Annotated in this window: 1 protein-coding gene; it reads right to left on the bottom strand. The window is 59.4% G+C overall.

What is annotated here, in order from left to right:
* Nucleotides 1-7 precede the first annotated feature (7 nt).
* The gene (locus SO180_RS42390; protein WP_449384708.1) at nt 8-1,168 is read right to left on the bottom strand and encodes an IS30 family transposase; all 1,161 of its coding nucleotides are present in this window, start codon (nt 1,166-1,168) and stop codon (nt 8-10) included.
* Nucleotides 1,169-1,227: the final 59 nt, after the last annotated feature.

The following is a 1,227-nucleotide window of genomic DNA, read 5'->3' as shown; positions in this document are numbered from 1 at the left end:
GGCGGGTTCAACTCATCGCCGCAACACATTCTGCGAACTTCTCAGCTGGGGTTTGAAAGAGCAAGGTCTTTCGTGGCCTTTCATTAAGCTGCCTGGCAATCGCGCTGAGCTTGGCCTGGCTATACAGGGACAGATCGATGCCACGCGGAAGATACTGGCGCAGCAATCTGTTGGTGTTTTCGTTTGACCCGCGCTGCCAGGGACAGCGAGGGTCACAGAAGTAGACATCGACCTTGGTAGCCAATGTCAGACGCTGATGATCTGCGAGCTCCTTGCCTCTGTCCCAGGTCAAGGACCGATAAAGTTCGCTGGGCAGTCGTTGCGATTGCTTGATAAGCGCCGAGACGACGCTTTCGGTATCCTTGTTCGCGACCTTGACCAGCATCACGTAGCGCGAATGGCGCTCGACAAGTGTTACGATATAGCTGTTCCTCGATCCGCCGATCAGGTCGCCCTCCCAGTGGCCTGGGACCGCACGATCTTCAACAGACGCCGGCCGATCTCTGATGGATACGGTATCCTTGATCTGGCCGAGTCCGTTTCGTTTCAGGCTGGCGTGCCTGGAGCGGCGGATCGTGCGTTTCGCTCTCAGGTGCTCAAGCAGCTCTTTTTTCAGCACGCCGCGCGTCTGAATGAACAGGCTGCGGTAGATCGTCTCGTGTGACACCTGATGTTGTGGCTCCCCCGGATATGTGCGCTTGAGCCAGCCTGCGATTTGTTCCGGCGACCATTGTCGCCGCAGCCCGATCGATACTGTTCGCCTCAAGAACGGGTGGCAAGCCAGCTTGCAAAGCTTGGGACGCCGCGCCCGATCCCAGGCGGCCTGATCTGCCCCCGCGGCCCGGTAGCGGTCCGCTCCTCCGTTGCGGCTGACTTCGCGGCTGACGGTCGATGCCGATCGTCCCAAGTGGCGCGCGATCGACCGCAACGAGCGGCGCATGCTGAGCCACCTAGAAATCTCCTCTCGTTCAGAGAGCGTCAGCGCCTGCTTGGCACGGTGCCGAACAGGTGGACGAATGCCCCCCGTTGGCGAAATCACGGAAAACACGGACGAGGATGCCCGGTCAAACCGACGTCCGATGGACCTCATCGACTCGCCAGCCTGCCAGCGATCCCAGATCTCAGACCGCTGAACCGCGGAATAATAGATGCGACGTCGCTGCTTCATGTCCACACTCCATCTCTGCTAAAAGATTAGAGTGTTGCACCGACCGGTTGAGTCCACCG

This window comes from Bradyrhizobium sp. UFLA05-112, assembly GCF_053572325.1.
The sequence above is the reverse complement of the archived record's forward strand: the minus strand, read 5'-3'. Positions and strand labels throughout refer to the sequence as shown.